The sequence below is a fragment of the Pyxidicoccus caerfyrddinensis genome, from assembly GCF_010894405.1.
GTDB classification, from domain to species: domain Bacteria; phylum Myxococcota; class Myxococcia; order Myxococcales; family Myxococcaceae; genus Myxococcus; species Myxococcus caerfyrddinensis.
Genome location: NZ_JAAIYA010000010.1, coordinates 252,055 through 265,087, shown reverse-complemented (window position 1 = coordinate 265,087; position 13,033 = coordinate 252,055). Strand labels below are relative to the sequence as shown.

17 protein-coding genes are annotated in these 13,033 nt (G+C 68.2%); 13 read left to right on the top strand and 4 right to left on the bottom strand.

Annotated elements, in window-relative coordinates:
* Nucleotides 1-32 precede the first annotated feature (32 nt).
* The 13 genes from G4D86_RS25100 (at nt 33) to G4D86_RS25040 (ending at nt 9,977) form a co-directional block, all read left to right on the top strand.
* On the top strand, nt 33-629 hold the full coding sequence (locus G4D86_RS25100; RefSeq protein ID WP_163996548.1) for a hypothetical protein: 597 nt from the start codon (nt 33-35) through the stop codon (nt 627-629).
* A complete protein-coding gene (locus G4D86_RS25095; RefSeq protein WP_205519723.1) occupies nt 626-1,468 on the top strand; it encodes a sulfurtransferase in 843 nt (280 codons plus the stop codon). The genes G4D86_RS25100 and G4D86_RS25095 overlap by 4 nt, the downstream gene beginning before the upstream one ends.
* Nucleotides 1,469-1,512: 44 nt before the next feature.
* Nucleotides 1,513-1,890: a hypothetical protein gene (locus tag G4D86_RS25090; RefSeq protein WP_163996547.1), complete on the top strand. Its 378-nt coding sequence runs from the start codon at nt 1,513-1,515 to the stop codon at nt 1,888-1,890.
* A 45-nt stretch (nt 1,891-1,935) separates the two neighbouring features.
* The gene (locus tag G4D86_RS25085; protein WP_163996546.1) at nt 1,936-2,538 is read left to right on the top strand and encodes a hypothetical protein; all 603 of its coding nucleotides are present in this window, start codon (nt 1,936-1,938) and stop codon (nt 2,536-2,538) included.
* Nucleotides 2,539-2,741: 203 nt separating this feature from the next.
* A complete protein-coding gene (locus tag G4D86_RS25080) occupies nt 2,742-3,827 on the top strand; it encodes an Mrp/NBP35 family ATP-binding protein (RefSeq protein WP_163996545.1) in 1,086 nt (361 codons plus the stop codon).
* An 18-nt stretch (nt 3,828-3,845) separates the two neighbouring features.
* On the top strand, nt 3,846-4,346 hold the full coding sequence (locus G4D86_RS25075; protein ID WP_163996544.1) for a hypothetical protein: 501 nt from the start codon (nt 3,846-3,848) through the stop codon (nt 4,344-4,346).
* Nucleotides 4,347-4,348: 2 nt separating this feature from the next.
* Nucleotides 4,349-4,771, top strand: coding sequence for a hypothetical protein (locus G4D86_RS25070; RefSeq protein ID WP_163996543.1), 423 nt, complete (start codon nt 4,349-4,351; stop codon nt 4,769-4,771).
* A 70-nt stretch (nt 4,772-4,841) separates the two neighbouring features.
* Nucleotides 4,842-5,690: a 3-hydroxyacyl-CoA dehydrogenase family protein gene (locus G4D86_RS25065; RefSeq protein ID WP_163996542.1), complete on the top strand. Its 849-nt coding sequence runs from the start codon at nt 4,842-4,844 to the stop codon at nt 5,688-5,690.
* A gap of 17 nt (nt 5,691-5,707) precedes the next feature.
* On the top strand, nt 5,708-6,484 hold the full coding sequence (locus G4D86_RS25060) for an enoyl-CoA hydratase-related protein (protein WP_163996541.1): 777 nt from the start codon (nt 5,708-5,710) through the stop codon (nt 6,482-6,484).
* Between the two features lies 1 nt (nt 6,485).
* Nucleotides 6,486-7,184 carry a hypothetical protein gene (locus tag G4D86_RS25055; protein WP_163996540.1) on the top strand — a complete coding sequence of 233 codons (699 nt, stop codon included), beginning with the start codon at nt 6,486-6,488 and terminating at the stop codon, nt 7,182-7,184.
* Between the two features lie 36 nt (nt 7,185-7,220).
* The gene (locus G4D86_RS25050; protein ID WP_163996539.1) at nt 7,221-8,363 is read left to right on the top strand and encodes an acyl-CoA dehydrogenase; all 1,143 of its coding nucleotides are present in this window, start codon (nt 7,221-7,223) and stop codon (nt 8,361-8,363) included.
* 5 nt (nt 8,364-8,368) lie between these two features.
* Nucleotides 8,369-8,821 carry an AgmX/PglI C-terminal domain-containing protein gene (locus G4D86_RS25045; protein ID WP_163996538.1) on the top strand — a complete coding sequence of 151 codons (453 nt, stop codon included), beginning with the start codon at nt 8,369-8,371 and terminating at the stop codon, nt 8,819-8,821.
* A gap of 10 nt (nt 8,822-8,831) precedes the next feature.
* On the top strand, nt 8,832-9,977 hold the full coding sequence (locus G4D86_RS25040) for an acyl-CoA dehydrogenase family protein (RefSeq protein ID WP_163996537.1): 1,146 nt from the start codon (nt 8,832-8,834) through the stop codon (nt 9,975-9,977).
* 59 nt (nt 9,978-10,036) lie between these two features.
* On the opposite strand, the gene G4D86_RS25035 is transcribed toward G4D86_RS25040, so the two are convergent.
* From G4D86_RS25035 to G4D86_RS25020, 4 genes are all read right to left on the bottom strand, one after another.
* Nucleotides 10,037-10,300 (bottom strand): hypothetical protein, encoded by a 264-nt coding sequence (locus G4D86_RS25035; RefSeq protein WP_163996536.1) that lies wholly within the window; start codon nt 10,298-10,300, stop codon nt 10,037-10,039.
* 216 nt (nt 10,301-10,516) lie between these two features.
* Nucleotides 10,517-11,167 (bottom strand): hypothetical protein, encoded by a 651-nt coding sequence (locus G4D86_RS25030; protein ID WP_163996535.1) that lies wholly within the window; start codon nt 11,165-11,167, stop codon nt 10,517-10,519.
* Nucleotides 11,168-11,353: 186 nt separating this feature from the next.
* Complete coding sequence (locus G4D86_RS25025) at nt 11,354-11,560, bottom strand: hypothetical protein (RefSeq protein WP_163996534.1); 207 nt, start codon at nt 11,558-11,560, stop codon at nt 11,354-11,356.
* Between the two features lie 90 nt (nt 11,561-11,650).
* Nucleotides 11,651-13,030, bottom strand: coding sequence for an MFS transporter (locus G4D86_RS25020; protein ID WP_163996533.1), 1,380 nt, complete (start codon nt 13,028-13,030; stop codon nt 11,651-11,653).
* Between the last annotated feature and the right edge of the window lie 3 nt (nt 13,031-13,033).

The window sequence follows — 13,033 nt, the reverse complement described above, 5'->3', positions numbered from 1 at the left end:
GCTCAGGCGGACTACTACGGTGATGAATAGACATGCGGACACTCCTGCTGGTGCTGATGATGGCGGCGGTTCCTGCTCCCCCTCTCGAACAGATGGAGCTCGAGCAGGTCCTGTCCTGCGCGGGTGATGCCCTGAAGTGCGAGGCCTCGGACTGGGACCTGGCTCGAGAACTGGCGCGTCGCTATGACTCCACGGTGCTCGCGGCGCGTATCCAACGCGCGTCCGGCGCTCAGCGCAGGGTGCTGGCGTTCGCCCTGTACGTGCAGCCGTCGCGGCCGGAAGTGGCAAAGCTCATGAAGAAGCTGTCCAGCGACCGGGACGAGGAGCTTGCGTATTACGCGCTGAACTACCGGGCCAAGCTCTGTGAACGGGATGCTCTCGCGAAGCTGGTCGCGTCCCCGTATCGCGTCCGAGCCGCGTGCGAACAGTGGGCGACCACCGTGTCCCTGGTGGGTCAATGCAAGTACACGCGAGGCGGCCTCTTCCTGGTCGACTCCCTGGATCACGCGTGTCTCAATGTGGTCCGGGCCGCGGAGACAGGTCTGCTGGCGCTCTACCCGGATGCGCCTTCTTCGTTTGAATCGCCGACCCAGGCGAAGGCGTACTTCAGGAAGAGGGTGCATCCGTGAATTCAGTGAGCGCGATCGTTTCTGTGCCCGAACTCCAGTCGATGCTCGGCGATCCACGCCTCGTGCTCCTGGAAGTGAAGCTGAAGCCCGTAGGCGCAGCCGCGACCTCCGCTCCCGAGGTCGCACCCGCGCGGATTCCCGGCGCCCGCGTCTTCGACCTCGACGGTGCGTTCAGCGATCACGCCCAGTCCCTTCCGCACATGATGCCGAGCCCCGAGCACTTCGAGCGTGAGGCGCGCAGGCTCGGCGTCAATCGCGACAGCGTGGTGGTCGTCTACGACCGGGTCGGCCTGTATTCCAGCCCGCGCGCCTGGTGGATGTTCAAGGCGATGGGGCATTCACAGGTGGCCGTGCTCGACGGTGGCCTGCCAGCATGGATCGCAGCAGGACATCCGACCGCCACGGATCCGGAGCGCGTCGAGCGCACCGGCGACTTCGTGGCAAGGCCGACCGGCAATGCGTTCTGCGACGCAGTGGCCGTCGAACGGGCGTTGGAAGACGCGAGCTGCGCCGTGGTCGACGCACGCTCGCAGGGCCGCTTCGAGGGGCGTGAGCCGGAGCCACGCGCGGGGTTGCGGCAAGGACACATGCCCAACGCGGTGAATCTGCCGTTCACGGACGTGCAGATGAAGGGCCACGCGAAGAGCGCGACCGAGCTCAAGGCGCTGTTCGAGAGCAAGGTCGGAGCACGCCGCAAGCTCGTGTTCAGCTGCGGTTCCGGCGTCACGGCCTGCGTGGACGCGCTCGCGGCGACGCTCGCGGGCTACTCCGATATCCGGGTGTACGACGGCTCGTGGAGCGAGTGGGGCCTGCCGTCGAGCCGGCCGGTGGTGCAATAGGGGGGCTTTATTGCCACTCGAGCTGGCCACTATAGAGCCTTCCGGTGTGGATCCCCCTAAGCGATCCGGGTCTGGTCAGCGCGTACACGCGGGAGTTCCACGGCGGGAATGCTCCGCCTCGGTTCGTGCGCCTCCTGAGTGAGCTCCAACAACTGGAGCTCCCAGCGACGGTCTACGCAGTGACGAGCCTCCACAATCTCTGGTTGACGATGGCGACTGCCGCAGAGCCTCTCGGGTCCACCGACGCCATCACCATCGATGCGAAGGGGAACCTGTGCGTCGTCTCCTATTTCGAAGCAGGCAATCGCCGCGCCGTCGCAGGGAGGCTCTGCAAGGAGAGTGAGTTGAGAGACCTCGTCGAGGTGTACCTGCTGAGGATGATCCTCTGTTCCCAGTCATACGCCACGCCAGTCCCGCATTGAGCCCCGCGCGTCTCCGCGCCATCCGGTGCTAGGTTCCGCGCACCCATGAAGAAGCGCACCGTCCTCCTCTGCCTGCCCCTGTTGGCCGCCTGCGCCACCACCCCGCGCGAGCCCGTCTCCGTCGCCGAGGCCTATGCCCGGGCCCTGGACGAGGGGCGCCTCCAGGACGCCTACGCCCTCACCAACGGAGCGCCCGAGGGCGAGGTCGCCTTCCTGGACCGCTACTCCGACGAGGCCACCCGCCGCGAGCGCGCCGCCGCCGTGCGCTCCGGAACCGCGGTACTGGAGGCCCGTGCCCCCTCGGTCACCCTGGCCCACACCGGGCAGGGCTGGCGCGTGGTGGAATCCCGGCCGGCCGACGTGCCCCGGGCGGCCCTCTCGCGATTCCTCGACACCGTGGAGGCCCGCGAGTGGCAGAAGGCCTGGAGCCTGCTCGCCGCGCCGCTGCGAGCCCGCTACACCCCCGAGCGCCTGCGCGAGGACTTCGAGCGCGAGCCCCTCGCCAAGGAGCGCCTGCGCCGGGCCCGGCTCGCCCTCAACACCAACGTCCGCGTCGGCGCGGGGGAGGCCCTGTTCCCCCTCGGAGAGGACCGCGCGGTGGTCCTGGTGCTGGAGGACGGCGAGTACCGCGTGGCATCGATCGAGTGATGGCCCGCCCGCCCCCTGATCCTCCAGTCCTCCTGATGGGCCCCTTCAGCCCGCCGTCCAGGCTCCACCGGGCGACAGCCCGCCAGGGTGCGCCCGTGGTACAGCGGCGTTAAACGACGTTGACAGCCCCCGGGGGGCTGGCAGATTCCGCGCCCGTTGGCGGCCCCCAACCGCCCGTTTTCCAAAAGGTTTCAGGTGTTCAGATGAGCGTTTCCGAGGCGGCCGTCCTCGCGGCGATGTCGAAGGTCATGGACCCCGAGCTCCACGTGGACCTCGTGAAGGCGGGGATGGTGAAGGACATCCGCATCGCGGGCGACTCGGTGAAACTCAAGATCGAGCTCACCACTCCGGCCTGCCCGCTCAAGGGGAAGATCCAGGCCGACGCCGAGGCCGCGCTCAAGACCGTCCCCGGGCTGAAGACCTTCGACATCGAGTGGGGCGCCCAGGTCCGCGCGGCCGGCGGCGGCGTCCCCGGCGGCGCGCTGCTCCCCAAGGTGAAGAACGTCATCCTCGTGGGCGCCGGCAAGGGCGGGGTGGGCAAGAGCACCGTGGCCCTCAACCTCGCCACCGCGCTTGCCATGCATGGCTCCAAGGTGGGCCTGCTCGACGCGGACTTCTACGGCCCCTCCGTGCCCCTGATGACGGGCCTCGCGGACAAGAAGCCCGTGAGCCCGGACGGCAAGTCCCTGGAGCCGCTCGTCGCCCACGGCCTCAAGGTGATGTCCATCGGCTTCCTCGTGGAGGCGGACCAGGCGCTCATCTGGCGCGGTCCCATGCTCCACGGCGCGCTGATGCAGTTGGTGCGCGATGTGAACTGGGGCGAGCTGGACTACCTCATCCTCGACCTGCCGCCGGGCACCGGTGACGTGGCCCTGTCGCTGTCCCAGTCCATCCGCGCCGCGGGCGCCGTGCTGGTGACGACGCCGCAGGACGTGGCCCTGGCCGACGTGGTGCGCGCCAAGCAGATGTTCGACAAGGTCCACATCCCCGTGCTGGGCATCGTGGAGAACATGAGCCAGTTCGTCTGCCCGAACTGCTCGCACGTCACGGCCATCTTCAACCACGGTGGCGGCCGCAAGGCGGCGGAGATGTTCGGCATCCCATTCCTCGGGGAGATCCCCCTGGACCTGAAGGTGCGCGAGTCCGGAGACTCGGGCGTGCCGGTGGTGCTGAGTGCGAAGGACAGCCTGGAGGCGAAGGCCTTCATGGAGGTCGCTCGCAATGTGGCGGGACGGGTGTCCGCGCAGAGCATGAAGAGCGTGCCGCTACCGGTGGTGCAGGCCCGATAACTCCCAAGGAGAGGCTTCATGGCTTCGGCCGGCAACGACGACTTCCCACCCGACCCGCTGCTCGACGATGACGACCGGCAGGCGGGGCGTTCCAGCGGCCCCGCGGGCTTCGTACCGGAATTCGTCCGCCGTATGGCCGTGGCCGGTCTGGGTGCCCTCTTCATGACGGAGGAGGGCATCCGCAACCTCGCCGGCCAGCTCAAGCTGCCCAAGGAGGCGCTGGGCTTCATCCTCGGTCAGGCGGAGAAGACCAAGGACGAGATCACCCGCGCCGTCACCGACGAGCTGCGCCGCTTCCTCCAGTCGGAGAAGCTGCGCGACGAGTTCCTCAAGCTCATGTCCGGCATGACGGTGGAGATCAAGGCGCAGATCCGCCTCGTGCCCCCGGACAAGGCGGACCGAGACGAAGACGCCGGGCCGTCCAGCGAGCCGAAGGAGAAGAAGTCCGGCTCGCCCCGCGTGGTCGTCTCCGAGCTGAACGCGCGGCGCCCCGGCGCCAAGCGGACGAAGAAGGAGTAGCGGTGACGGACACGCCTCCTGTCTCCACCTCCGAGCGTGGCCACTGGCGCTCCAGTCCGCTGGTGAAGCGGCTGCCATTGCTGATCCTGGCGGGCTTCGGGCTGTGGCTCTGGCAACACACGGGCAAGCCCGAGCACGAGCTGCGGCTCCAGTTCGACGGGACGGGGTGGGGCGTGGCCCGGGCGCTGGACCTCCAGGTGGTGGACGACGACGGCAAGGTGCTCAAGCGCGAGGAGCGCTTCTACACCTCGGGGCCTCCGCCAGAGGAGACGTTCGCCCTGGACGTGCCCGAAGGCACCTGGCGTGTGCGCATCTTCGTGAAGCTGGAGGGGTACGAGCGCCGCCTGAAGCTGGAGGAGTCGCTGGAGGTGGGAGAGGAGCCGTACATCGTCCGCCAGCTCCGGATGCCGCCCACCGGTCGTTGACCGCCCCGGACGCGTGGGCTATGGGCGCCCGCACGTCACTCACATACCGAGCGAGGGGTTCGCGAACACCATGGCAACGGAGCATATCGTCGTCGTCGGGGCGGGTCAGATGGGCGCGGGCATCGCGCAGGTGGCACTCCAGGCCGGTCTGCGCGTCACGCTGGCGGACGTGTCCAAGGAAGGGCTCGCCAAGGGCGCGGACCGCATCAAGGGCGGCCTGAAGAAGCTGGTGGAGAAGGGCAAGCTCGACGAGGCGAAGCGCGCCGCCGCCGAGGCCAATCTCGCCACCCTCACGGATGTGAAGGAGGCGAAGGACGTCGACTTCGCCGTCGAGGCCGTGACGGAGAACGAGGACCTCAAGCGCCGCATCTTCCAGGACCTGGACGCCGTGGTGCGCCCGGGCGGCATCCTCGCCACCAACACCTCGTCCATTCCGATTACCCGCATCGCCGCGTCCACGAAGCGCCCCGAGTCCGTCATCGGCATGCACTTCATGAACCCGGTGCCGGTGATGCAGCTGGTGGAGCTCATCCGCGGCGCCGCCACGTCCGACGAGACGTATGCCACCACGCGCGCCCTGGCCGAGAAGATGGGCAAGACGACGGTGGTGTCCAAGGACTACCCGGGCTTCATCGTCAACCGCATCCTCATCCCCATGCTCAACGAGGCCTGCTTCGCGCTGATGGAGGGCCTGGGCACGGTGGAGGACATCGACACCGCGATGAAGCTGGGCACCAACCAGCCCATGGGCCCGCTGCAGCTCGCGGACTTCATCGGCCTGGACACCGTGCTCTACATCGCCGAGGTGCTCCACAAGGGCCTCGGTGACTCCAAGTACCGTCCCAGCCCGCTGCTGCGCCAGTACGTGGACGCCGGCTGGTACGGCAAGAAGAGCGGCCGCGGCTTCTACAAGTACTAACCCCGGAGCCCACGCACATGGCCTACGAGAACATCCGGCTGGAGCAGGACGGCGCGGTCGCCACGCTCTTCATCGACCGTCCCAAGGCGCTCAACGCCCTCAACAGCAAGACGCTGCAGGAGATGGAGGCCGCGCTGGGCTCCATCGGCGCGGACGTGCGCGTGCTCATCGTCACCGGTGGTGGCGAGAAGGCCTTCGTCGCGGGCGCGGACATCGCGGAGATGGCGGCGCTGAGCGAGACGCAGGCGCAGGAGTTCGGCGCGCTCGGCCACCGCGTCATGGCCGCGCTGGAGGCGCTGCCCATCCCCACCATCGCGGCCGTCAACGGCTTCGCGCTCGGCGGCGGGTGTGAGCTGGCCCTGGCCTGTGACTTCATCTACGCGTCCGAGAAGGCGAAGCTCGGCCTTCCCGAGGTGGGCCTGGGCGTCATCCCCGGCTTCGGCGGCACCCAGCGCCTCACCCGCGCCGTGGGCCGCGCCCGCGCCAAGGAGCTCATCTTCACCGGTGAGCGCATCGACGCGGCGAAGGCGAAGGAGATGGGCCTGGTGCTGGAGGTGTTCGCCCCCGAGGCGCTCCTGCCGCACTGCCGCGAGGTGGCCGCGAAGATGCTGAAGAATGGCCCGCTCGCCATCGCCAAGGCCAAGCGCGTCATCGAGGCCGGCGCGGACCAGGACCTGCGCGTCGCCAACGAAATGGAGCGCAAGACGTTCGGCGAGCTGTTCGGCTCGGCGGACCAGCGCGAGGGCATGAAGGCGTTCATGGAGAAGCGCCCCGCCTCCTTCACCGGCAAGTGAAGTGCGTCGGACGCTCGCGGCCGGGGGACTGCTGACCTGCCTCCTGGCCGCGGCGCCGTCTCGGGCCGCGGAAGCAGGGGACGAGGACGGGCGCGCTCCGGCGCTCGTCTCCTGGAAGCGCACGCTCTGCCTCTACACCGGCTGCGCGCTCGAGCCGCTCATCCCCGATGTCCGCTACGAGTGGAGCGCGGACTCGAAGGAGCGGTGGCTCCTGTCCTGGCCCATCCACCCGTGGGCCTCGCCGCCGTTGGACGTGCCCGGGCCCACGCTCATCGTCTCGCCCTTCGTGGAGCCGCAGCTCCGGCTGAAGCCGTCGGTGTTCCGGCTGCTCGCCGGGGCGCGCGTGTATGCCTTCCCGGACACGCTGCGCTTCGGTGTACTCGTGGAGGGCGCGGGGCTGTGGGGCGAGGACGGCTCGGGTGGGGTGGCGGGCGTGGGGCTGACGTACGACCTCATCGAGCGACACCGGCACACCGTGCCGTGGACCCTGTCCCTGGTCCTCCGGCGGGCCTGGACGGGGGAGGGCGACCGCACGGACGTCACCTTCGACGTCACCGTGCCGCTCAACATGTTCTTTGGCTCACCCTTGGATTCCCGGGAGTCAGCCGCCCGGTCGTCCTCTAATCGGCACGGCAACCCGCGCTTGCAGTGGGGGCCCTCCTCTTCGCTGTTCCCGAGGGGCAACCCCCATACTATGTAGGCCTTTCTCTTTTCCTCCCCGCTGTCGAGGAGCCTCATGAACTTCGAGCTGACCGACGTCCAGCGCGAGATCCAGCGGATGACCCGCGAGTTCGCCGCCAAGGAGCTGATCCCCAACGCCCGCAAGTGGGATGAGACCCACGCGTGGCCCACGGACGCGGTGAAGAAGCTCGCGGAGCTGTCCCTGCTGGGCGTCGCTGTCCCCGAGAGCCACGGCGGCGCCGGGCTGGACAACGTCTGTTACGCCATCGCCATGGAGGAGATCAGCCGCGGCTGTGCCTCCACCGGCGTCATCATGAGCGTGAACAACTCGCTCTACTGCGACCCGGTGATGAAGTTCGGCAACGAGGAGCAGAAGGAGCAGTTCCTCACGCCCTTCGCCCGCGGCGACAAGCTCGGCTGCTTCGGCCTCACCGAGCCCGAGGCCGGCAGCGACGCCGCCGCCCAGAAGACCGTCGCGGTGCGCCGCGGTGACGAGTACGTCATCAACGGCTCCAAGAACTGGATCACCAACGGCCCGAAGGCGGACGCCATCGTCCTCTTCACGATGACGAACAAGGAGAAGGGCAACAAGGGCATCACCGCCTTCCTCGTCCCCACCAACACCCCCGGCTTCATCCGCGCCGAGCCCGACAAGAAGATGGGCATCAGCGCCGCCTGGTCCTGCTCCATGTTCTTCGAGGACATGCGCGTGCCGGCGAAGTACATGCTCGGCAAGGAGGGCGACGGCTTCAAGGTCGCCATGAGCACGCTGGACGGCGGCCGCATCGGCATCGCGTCCCAGGCGCTCGGCATCGCCCGCGCGGCGTACGAGGAGGCGGTGCGCTACTCGGGTGAGCGCAAGTCCTTCGGCAAGCCCATCCGCGAGCACCAGGCCATCCAGTTCATGATCGCCGACATGGCCACGGAGATCGACGCGGCCCGGCTGCTGGTGTGGCGCGCGGCGCTGATGAAGGACAAGGGCCAGCGCCACAGCCCGGAGAGCGCCATGGCCAAGCTGTACGCCAGCGAGATGGCCAGCCGCGTGGCGAACAAGGCCCTCCAGGTGCACGGCGGCATGGGCTACAGCAAGGAGATGGACGCCGAGCGCCACGTGCGCGACGCGCGCATCACCGAAATCTACGAGGGGACGAGCGAGATCCAGCGCATCGTCATCTCCGCCAACCTGTTGAAGGAGTAGGCGCGATGAAGCGGGTACTTCTCCCAGCGGTCCTTCTGGTTTCGGCGGTGGCGCTCGCACAGGGCACGCCCGCGAAGAAGTCCTCCGGCGGGAAGCCCGCCTCGGCTCCGGCCACGGCCCCCGCGAAGAGCGAGGGGCCTGACGTCGAGCACATGCCCTTCACTCCGGACTCCATCAAGGAAGTCGTCTCGTACAACCAGCCTCGTATCCAGGAGTGCTACGAGGACCACCTGGCGGAGAAGAACAAGAAGGTGGAGGGCCGGCTGATGACGTCCTTCACCATCGACGCCAACGGCCTGGTGAAGGGCGCCAAGGTGGTGAAGAAGTCGAGCACGCTGAAGGATTCGGGCCTGCACGACTGCGTGGTGGCGGTGCTGTCGTCCATGACGTTCCCCAAGCCTCCGGACCGCGCGGACCACCCCATCGAGTACCCGTTCAACCTCAAGGCCATCGAGTAGGAAGACCGCCGTGAACCTCGAGCTGACCGAGACCCAGACGCTGATCCGCGACACCGCCCGCAAGTTCGCGCGCGAGCGCGTGGCCCCGCAGTCCCGCACGTTGGATCGTGAAGAGCGCTTCCCCACGGAGCTCTACAAGGAGATGGGCGAGCTGGGGCTGCTCGGGGTGAACATCCCGGCGAAGTACGGCGGCTCGGAGGCGGGCGTCGTCTCCTACGCGCTGGCCATGATGGAGATGGCGGCGGCGGACGCGTCCACGTCGGTGACGATGGCCGTGACGAACATGTGCGCGGAGCTCATCAACGCCTTCGGCACGGAGGCGCAGCGCGAGAAGTTCGTCACGAAGCTTGTCTCTGGCGAGGCGATTGCCGGCTCCTTCGCGCTGTCGGAGCCGCACGCGGGCTCGGACCCGGGCGCGATGCTCACCTCGGCGGTGAAGCGCGGGGACTCGTACGTCCTCAATGGCAGCAAGCAGTGGATTACGTCGGGTGCCTACGCGGGTGTCATGGTGGTGTGGGCGCGCACCTCGCCGACGGGGAACAAGGGCCTGTCGTGCTTCATCGTGGAGGGTGGGACGAAGGGTCTCATCATCGGCAAGCACGAGGACAAGATGGGGCTGCGCTCCTCGAACACGGTGTCGCTGACGTTCGAGGACTGTGTGATTCCCGCGGAGAACCTCCTCGGCTCGGAGGGGCAGGGCTTCCGGCTGGCGATGACGGCGCTGGACGGCGGGCGCATCGGCATCGCCTCGCAGGCGTGCGGCGTGGGCCGGGCGGCGCTGGAGGCGGCGGTGGCGTACTCGAAGGACCGCAAGGCGTTTGGTCAGGCCATCGGCGAGTTCCAGGCCCCGCGCTTCATGATGGCGGACATGAAGACGCAGCTGGAGGCGGCGGAGCTGCTGACGCTGCGCGCGGCGTACATGAAGGAGCAGGGCCAGCCGTTCTCTCGCGAGGCGTCCATGGCGAAGCTGTTCGCCAGCGAGATGAGCAACAAGCTGGCGGACAAGGCCGTGCAGCTCCACGGCGGTTACGGCTACATCGACGAGTTCCCGGTGGAGCGGTACTTCCGCGACGCCCGCGTGCAGACCATCTACGAGGGCACCAGCGAGGTGCAGCGGATGGTGATTGCCCGCGAGACGTTCAAGCTGCTGGGCTGAGCTTCGGTGGCCCCCGGCCGCGCAGCACGTGCGCGGCCAGGGTGAACACGGGCTCCGTCCTACTTGCAGGCGGACGCGTCGGGGAACTGACCGCGGAGCTGCGTCAGGCCGTCGGTGCAGGCCGCGGTGCAGACGCGCGCGGTGTCAGCGGTCTCCCAGCAGGAGCCGTCGACTCCGTAGGTGACCTCGGCGGTGGCTGAAATCTGCGGGGTCGTCGCCTTGATGCAAGCCAGGTAGCTCTTGCACTGGGCGCTCTGCTCCGAGTCACTGCCACATGCCGTCAGTCCCACCACCACCACCGCCAGGCTCATCGACTTGAACAAGGTTCCTCCGAATCAAAGGGAACCTGTCGTCTACCTGACTGAATGGGGTGAGCTCAACCCTCCATGAAGTCAGGACGACTCGTCGACCGCATCGCCGCGGATGCGTGGCTCATGCGGGATTCATGATGAAGCCACGAGGCAGGCCCTGACGCTGCCGCTTCTGATGCGTCGAGCCAGGCTCGCGCGGTGAGCAGAGCGTCCGTGACGGGGCCTCGCTCACCGGAGGCCACAAGGCCGTATGCGCCCACCGTAATCCATGCGGAAGATGCGCCCGAGCCTCTGCTGGAGGTCTTCGCTCCAGGCCGGGGTGCCGGGCTCGTTCGTCTCGACGGCCAGTTCCTCGCGCAGGCGGGCGGCTGCCTCAGACACATCATGAGCTTCCGTCAGGCAGCCTTCCTGGAAGCGCAGCTCGTGGACCTCGTTCCAGCAGATGGCGGTGTGAGCGGTGTGCCTCCGCACCTCAAGCATGGGCTCGGGAAGATGGAGGGCGTAGATGTATCCATCGCCCAGCAGCATTCCCCCGGTGAATGGAATGGGAGCGTGCAGGCCCTGGTACAGGACGGGCAGACGCACCCCTTCGTCGAGGTCGACCGAGGCCTCCCTGCCGAACAGCCGGGGCCCACGTCCGGCACGGATGCGCAGCCGCTCGACGTAGGGAAGCTGCATGCGGAATTGTTCGAGGTACAGGGCTCCATCCGAGACGCCGTAGGTGCATTGGTAGCGTCCGACATCGGGGATGGAGACAACCTGGGGACGCAGTCCATGCGGCTCGGGCTGGAACAGCCCTGAGCCCCTGACAGAGTCGATGGTGAAGAAGCGCTCGCGGTAGTGGAGGGCGCCGCTCCAGTGGCCAAAGAACGTGGTCATTCCTCGTGGCAGGGTACCAGCGAGATGCAGCGGACGGTCAGTGCCCGCGAGACGTTCAAGCTGCTGGGCTTTAGATGGGGTTCGTCACGCGTGGCTCCAGAGGTCAGCGCGTTTCCCACGGAACCGGCCCGCGCGGTGAGCGCTGGCAGCGCTCAGCCGCGGGGCATTCAGCTCAGGCGAGGCGGTTCAGTAGCAGGCGCATTCCCTGCTGTTGATGCAGAAGCCACCGTTGAATCCGGCTTCAATGCATGGGTCAACGCAGAACGCCTGGCAGTCATACATGAGTGGCGCCGCCTGGGACGCGGCAAAGGCCTGCGTGGCACCGAACGACACGACAAAACCAGCGGCGACGGCGAGCAGCACCTGTCCTGCCTTCTTCGCGGAACGAATCACAGTGACCTTTCAGGGTGGGTAGTCCGCCGTTGGGAACGGCGCGGGGACTACACCACTCCTGCCAGCCCGGTTGAAAGGGGCGCCCGTGACTCAGTGGGAGGCCTGGACCACGGTCGCGGGCACCGCGCTCGCGGCCCCAGCCTCCGCGTCCGGCAACTCCTCCTCCAGGTTGCGGATGTGCGGGTTCTGCCAGGCGGCGATGGCCTGCACGACGAGCACGGCGCCCAGCACCGCGAAGAGCAGCGCGATGCCGCGCCCGGTGCCGGTGCCCACCCACGGCCCGAGGCTGTTCGCCAGTGCACCGTCCTTCGCCATCCACGGCTCGAAGAGCGTGTCGGACAGCACGCCCGACAGCACGGACGCCACCGGCGCGGCGAACAGGTTCACCATGCGCCGCACCGAGAACACGCGGCCCTGGACGTCCGGTGGCACCTTCTGCTGCCAGAGGGTCTGCGCGCAGCTCGCCACGATGGGGATGTTGAAGAGGAACAGCGCCGCGCAGAGGCCCATCAGCCACGGGCTCGGCGGCAGCACCGCCAGCATCAGCGGCAGGCCCGCCAGCATCGCGAAGCCGAGCACGCCGTGGATGCGGCGCTTCGGCCCGCCCCACACGCCCATGGCGATGCCGCCGACGAGCATGCCCAGCCCCGACAGGGACATCACCTTCCCCAGCGTCGCCGCGTCCGTGAAGCTCAGGATGAGCGGGGTGATGAGCACCATCACCATGCCCATGACGATGTTGACCACCACGAGCAGCCCCAGCAGCCCCAGCAGCCCCGGCCGCGAGCGGATGAAGCGCCAGCCCAGCCCCATCTCCTTCCAGAGGGAGCCACGCGCCGCCGCGCCCTCCGCGGACACCGGCGGCTTCGGGAAGCGCACCATCAGCAGCGTCACCATGGAGAAGGCGAAGGTGGACAGGTCCATCAGGACGATGCCCTCCAGGCCAATCTTCAGGAGCAGCACGCCGGCCAGCACCGGAGACACGAGCTGCCCCACGCCCGAGGCCAGCTCCACGAAGCCGTTGGCCCGCGCCAGCTGCTCCTTCGGCACCATCAGCGTCGTGCTCGCCTGGAAGGCCGGCCAGCGGAAGGCGTTGAACAGCGCACTGAGGATGATGGGGCCGTAGAAGTGCCAGGACTGGAGCGTCCAGGCCCCCGAGGCGCTGGCCTGGAGCAGCCCCCAGATGCAGATCGAGGCGATGCCCGACCCCAGGTCGCTCAGCAGCATCACCTTCCGCCGGTCCCACCGGTCCACCAGCGCGCCCGCCAGCGGCGACACCAGCGCCATGGGCAGCAGGTAGAAGAAGGTGAGCAGCGAGAACTGCGTGACGGAGCCGGAGCGCTTGTAGATCTCGATGCCGAGCGCGAACTGGGTCACCCCCGAGCCGACGAGCGAGGCGACCTGGCCCAGCCAGGTGATGCCGAACGCGCGCGTCGGGCGGGGGGCTGCGGACTGTGGAGTCGGGTTCATGGA

Excerpts from the sequence above, each read along its gene's own strand:
- G4D86_RS25100 (WP_163996548.1), top strand. The coding sequence starts at position 33 with ATGCGGACACTCCTGCTGGTGCTGATGATGGCGGCGGTTCCTGCTCCC.
- G4D86_RS25085 (WP_163996546.1), top strand. The coding sequence starts at position 1,936 with ATGAAGAAGCGCACCGTCCTCCTCTGCCTGCCCCTGTTGGCCGCCTGC.
- G4D86_RS25080 (WP_163996545.1), top strand. The coding sequence starts at position 2,742 with ATGAGCGTTTCCGAGGCGGCCGTCCTCGCGGCGATGTCGAAGGTCATG.
- G4D86_RS25075 (WP_163996544.1), top strand. The coding sequence starts at position 3,846 with ATGGCTTCGGCCGGCAACGACGACTTCCCACCCGACCCGCTGCTCGAC.
- G4D86_RS25065 (WP_163996542.1), top strand. The coding sequence starts at position 4,842 with ATGGCAACGGAGCATATCGTCGTCGTCGGGGCGGGTCAGATGGGCGCG.
- G4D86_RS25060 (WP_163996541.1), top strand. The coding sequence starts at position 5,708 with ATGGCCTACGAGAACATCCGGCTGGAGCAGGACGGCGCGGTCGCCACG.
- G4D86_RS25050 (WP_163996539.1), top strand. The coding sequence starts at position 7,221 with ATGAACTTCGAGCTGACCGACGTCCAGCGCGAGATCCAGCGGATGACC.
- G4D86_RS25045 (WP_163996538.1), top strand. The coding sequence starts at position 8,369 with ATGAAGCGGGTACTTCTCCCAGCGGTCCTTCTGGTTTCGGCGGTGGCG.
- G4D86_RS25030 (WP_163996535.1), bottom strand. The coding sequence starts at position 11,167 with ATGACCACGTTCTTTGGCCACTGGAGCGGCGCCCTCCACTACCGCGAG.
- G4D86_RS25020 (WP_163996533.1), bottom strand. The coding sequence starts at position 13,030 with ATGAACCCGACTCCACAGTCCGCAGCCCCCCGCCCGACGCGCGCGTTC.